This is a genomic window from Butyricicoccus sp. AF35-5AC (assembly GCF_003477715.1).
Lineage (GTDB): Bacteria > Bacillota > Clostridia > Oscillospirales > Butyricicoccaceae > Agathobaculum > Agathobaculum butyriciproducens.
Window position 1 is genome coordinate 1 of the sequence record NZ_QUDX01000030.1, and the last position, 3,700, is coordinate 3,700.

The window sequence follows — 3,700 nt, forward strand, 5'->3', positions numbered from 1 at the left end:
AAACCAAGAATAACGGAAAACGGAATTGATTATATCCTTGTCGGAGATTACTACATCCCGGACTTGAAACTGCCGGAGGAACACCGCCCTATCGGAAAGTACGGACGGATGCACCGGGAATATTTAAGGGAAGTCCACCCAGCCAGATTGAATACATTGATACTGACCGGAGAATTGTGGACATATCTTGCAGACCTGAACGAACAGGCACAGGAACGGTTAGACACTATCATGGAGCAGATGAAAGCCACCGAGGGCGTGACAGAGGAATTGAAGCGAACTCAACAAATGGAATGGGTGCAGCGTTGTAATAACATTCACAACCGGGCAGAAGAAATTGTTTTGCATGATATAATTTATTCATACGGGAGTAATTAAATCGGAGGTATATAAGATGATTGAAATTGTATTTGGTGAAAGTGCCTGTGGAAGTTTGAAAATTGCCCAAACTTACGGTAAGGGAAAGTATAGAGGAAGTGCAGTTTCGGTCTTTATGAGGCACGAAGATGGGAGTGTTCCATCTTCAGATGAAATGAAAGAAGCACAAATTCAAGCACAGGAACAAGAACATATTGCTTGGGAGAATGCTATTCCATTGGGAGGCAAGAGCAGTGATGTTTATTGTTTTGATATGGCTCTTAGTGTGGGAGATATTTCTGATAATGGAATTGGCGAACAGCGGAAAAATGTTCTCAAGAAAATGCTGTCTGTCTGGTTTGTAGAGGATTTAGACTATCAGGTTGAAGAAAAAATACAGAAAATTAAAACTACATTGTCTTCGGTTATTGAACGATATGTAGCTGGGGAAGAAGTTCGTATTTGGTATAGCTATAATCCGGATGAACTTTGCGGTATGTACTGGCTTATGAAACAACTTCGACCATTAAACTGTCAGACAACAATTTATTTGGTTAAGTTACCTGCCTGGGAATATGGAAAAGAAAATACTATGACATCCAAAATAGCATGGGGTGAGGTTTCTCCTGGCGAATGGAGAAAATATATAACTCTACAAGAAAAAGCTAAGCCTGTATTTCTTTCAGCTTGTGCTATGAAATGGAATCAACTTCAAAATGAAAATGCACCTTTGCGTGCAATGCTAAATGGTAAATTGCAAAGTGTTTCAGAAGATATATATGATAGTTTCATTCTTCGTGAAATTGCGGAACAGCCAGAGCAATTCAAAATGGCTATTGTTATAGGTAATGTTTTAGGAAAATATCAACTTGGAATTAGTGATGTATGGATTTCTAATCGCATTGATAAAATGCTTGAAGATGGTGTGTTGGAAATTATACAGGACGCACCAAAGGGAGAAACAAATTATCGCCGGATATTAAGAAAACGAATGAAATAATAACCACAGCAAGAACCGCTGCTACATGGAAGGCACCCCAACCATGCAACAGCGGTTTTTTTTACCGTTTTTTCCTCTGGCTGATAGGCGTTCCCATTTTCTTTGATTTTTTGAGAATCCGAATCAGCCAGCGAAATTCTTCGTCTGACAGATTTTTATAGTTGATACCGAGCTGCTTGCAGTAAAGGACAACCAGCTTTTCATCCCGGCTGCCCTTGAAATTTTCGACTGCTTCGAGATTTTCTTTCAATTCATCGGCAACGGTGGTCTGGGGCGCACTCTCACTGTCCTTTTTGTGGGCTTCCCGAATATCCCGGATAATCAGGTTGAGGTCATCCAGAACCATGTGACTGAAATACTCATCATCACTGATATGGGCGGCTTGCAGCACTTTCAAATGCGGGTCATCTTCGCCTGGGCGATACCGTTCAATGATTTCATGCCGGACGGTATCGACAAGTGCATTGAGGTTTTGAATCTGCATGGTAGCAATCCCGTCCACATAAATCTCAATGTCTGCAAGAAACTTGATAAAATCTTTATGTGTAGCAAGCTCACAGAGCAGACGGTTGTTAATCCGACCGCTTTTCAGCAGTGCCACCATCTCATCATTCAAATGCAACTCCGTCAATGGTGTGTTGATCTGCTCCCTGTTCTCTATCCGGCACAGTAGATAATCAACAGAGACCCCATAGAAGTCTGCCAGCGTGATAAGGTTGCCATGATTGATTTCCTTAAAATCCTCTTTTTCATAACTTCCAAGAGCTGATTTGGAAATGCCTGTCAGCTTTGATAGTTCTTCCAGATTTAAGCCTTTGTCCTTGCGGAGTTCCCAAAGGCGTTCCTGTATGCTTGTTGCTCCTTTCATGGGCGCACGCTCCTTTCCAATGGTTTCATTGCTGCCGCTTATCTGGATTATATCACACTTTCCGCAATCGTGGAAATTTCTGATTTTTACCCCTAATTCCTACTTTGTGGACATACGGCACAGGGCACAAAAATGTTCTATGATACAGGTAGTTCATCGATGGATTATTCCAATCGAATGACCAGCCTGTGTGGGATATGCTTCCCCGGCGATGTAGCGCCATGACTTTTGGCAGGGATGTGGAGGAACCCTGACCGAAACGAGCGTACCAACGGGAGCGATACGCCGCTGTGAGATTCAGGGGAGGAACGACACCAGGGAGAACTGGCGAACTGACACCGAAATGATACCGAAACACGACAATCTGACAGGGGGATAGTCTACCCTATCGCTGATACTTCGGGAGATTTTAAGCGGCTCTATGACCGTAATTTTGCCGAAAATCGCCCCGAAACCATACACGAAAACGGGAGGAAGCGCAATATGCCGAGAATGAGCAAAAAGCGGAAGCAGGAGCTTTCCTTTTACCTCAATGACCAGGGGCGTGTCACTTACAACGAATTATGCCGGAAATGCCAGCATGGGTGCACGCAGAGCTTCCGAGCGGTTGTGGTTGACTGCCCCCGTTATTTATCCAAACGAGCAAAGAAAAAGGAGGAACACACCGAATGAATTTTGAATTTATGACGATAGACACACCCTTGCCGCCCTGTATGCCCTTTCCCAGAGCGTTGACAGGTTTTCCAGTCAGCAGCACTGCAAAGGTCATGTACTGCCGGATGCTGGACGCTATGCTATCCAAAGGGCAAGAGGACGAGAACGGAATCCTGTTTGTCTGCTTCCCTGTCACAGCCATTGCCGCAGTCCTGTCCCGCAGCCCCATGACGGTCAAGCGTTCTCTGAATGAACTGGAAACCGCCGGACTGATCATGCGGGTGCGTCAGGGCGTTGGAGAGCCAAACAGGATTTATGTGCTGATACCGGGAAAGGAGGACGCTGCCCTTGCCTGATACCTCAAAGTTGGAAAAGCTAAACCGGGAGTTGGAGAAAAGCGAAAAGAAACTGCGGAAAGCCATCAATGATGAAAAGGCATTGCAGCACCAGTTAAAGCAGCTTACCCGAAAGGAACGGACACACCGGCTCTGTACTCGTGGCGGTATGCTGGAAAGTTTTCTGCAAGAGCCGGAACGCCTGACAGATGATGATGTCATGCTGTTGTTGAAACTCATTTTTCACAGGCAGGACACGCAGGAACTATTGAAAAAACTGCTGAAACGGGAGAAGCCGGAAACCCCTTAGTTTACTAAGGGCGCAATTATACACCACCCAGAGGTTGGTGCATTGCGTTCTCCGAAGGCTCCTCGCCGGAGGGCTGTGATTTTCCGCAGTCATGGTCTGCTTCAAATCAAACAGGGGACGCTACGCTTCCCCTGCGCTGGCTGCCGCCAGCTACCCTTTTGTGGACTTGCCATCTG

At 45.4% G+C, this 3,700-nt stretch carries 6 protein-coding genes; 5 read left to right on the plus strand and 1 reads right to left on the minus strand.

Annotated features, from left to right (window positions below):
• A partial coding sequence (locus DWZ82_RS14735; protein WP_118481398.1) for a TnpV protein occupies positions 1 to 378 on the plus strand: 378 nt, incomplete at its 5' end.
• A gap of 16 nt (positions 379 to 394) precedes the next feature.
• Positions 395 to 1,357: a DUF3658 domain-containing protein gene (locus DWZ82_RS14740; protein WP_117801988.1), complete on the plus strand. Its 963-nt coding sequence runs from the start codon at positions 395 to 397 to the stop codon at positions 1,355 to 1,357.
• Positions 1,358 to 1,418: 61 nt separating this feature from the next.
• Here the strand turns inward: DWZ82_RS14740 and DWZ82_RS14745 are convergent, their stop codons facing one another.
• Complete coding sequence (locus DWZ82_RS14745) at positions 1,419 to 2,225, minus strand: helix-turn-helix domain-containing protein (RefSeq protein WP_006873172.1); 807 nt, start codon at positions 2,223 to 2,225, stop codon at positions 1,419 to 1,421.
• Positions 2,226 to 2,708: 483 nt separating this feature from the next.
• Here DWZ82_RS14745 and DWZ82_RS14755 point away from each other — a divergent pair, with 483 nt between their 5' ends.
• From DWZ82_RS14755 to DWZ82_RS14765, 3 genes are read left to right on the plus strand one after another with little or no spacing between them, the layout of a single operon-like run.
• A complete protein-coding gene (locus DWZ82_RS14755) occupies positions 2,709 to 2,897 on the plus strand; it encodes a hypothetical protein (protein ID WP_074925909.1) in 189 nt (62 codons plus the stop codon).
• On the plus strand, positions 2,894 to 3,235 hold the full coding sequence (locus DWZ82_RS14760) for a DeoR family transcriptional regulator (RefSeq protein ID WP_003020305.1): 342 nt from the start codon (positions 2,894 to 2,896) through the stop codon (positions 3,233 to 3,235). Before DWZ82_RS14755 ends, DWZ82_RS14760 begins: the two co-directional genes overlap by 4 nt.
• Positions 3,228 to 3,524 carry a DUF3847 domain-containing protein gene (locus DWZ82_RS14765; protein WP_118481399.1) on the plus strand — a complete coding sequence of 99 codons (297 nt, stop codon included), beginning with the start codon at positions 3,228 to 3,230 and terminating at the stop codon, positions 3,522 to 3,524. Before DWZ82_RS14760 ends, DWZ82_RS14765 begins: the two co-directional genes overlap by 8 nt.
• Positions 3,525 to 3,700: the final 176 nt, after the last annotated feature.

What these genes read in the sequence shown, in the direction of transcription:
- DWZ82_RS14740 (WP_117801988.1), top strand. Translation starts at nt 395, where the DNA reads ATGATTGAAATTGTATTTGGTGAAAGTGCCTGTGGAAGTTTGAAAATT.
- DWZ82_RS14745 (WP_006873172.1), bottom strand. Translation starts at nt 2,225, where the DNA reads ATGAAAGGAGCAACAAGCATACAGGAACGCCTTTGGGAACTCCGCAAG.
- DWZ82_RS14755 (WP_074925909.1), top strand. Translation starts at nt 2,709, where the DNA reads ATGCCGAGAATGAGCAAAAAGCGGAAGCAGGAGCTTTCCTTTTACCTC.
- DWZ82_RS14760 (WP_003020305.1), top strand. Translation starts at nt 2,894, where the DNA reads ATGAATTTTGAATTTATGACGATAGACACACCCTTGCCGCCCTGTATG.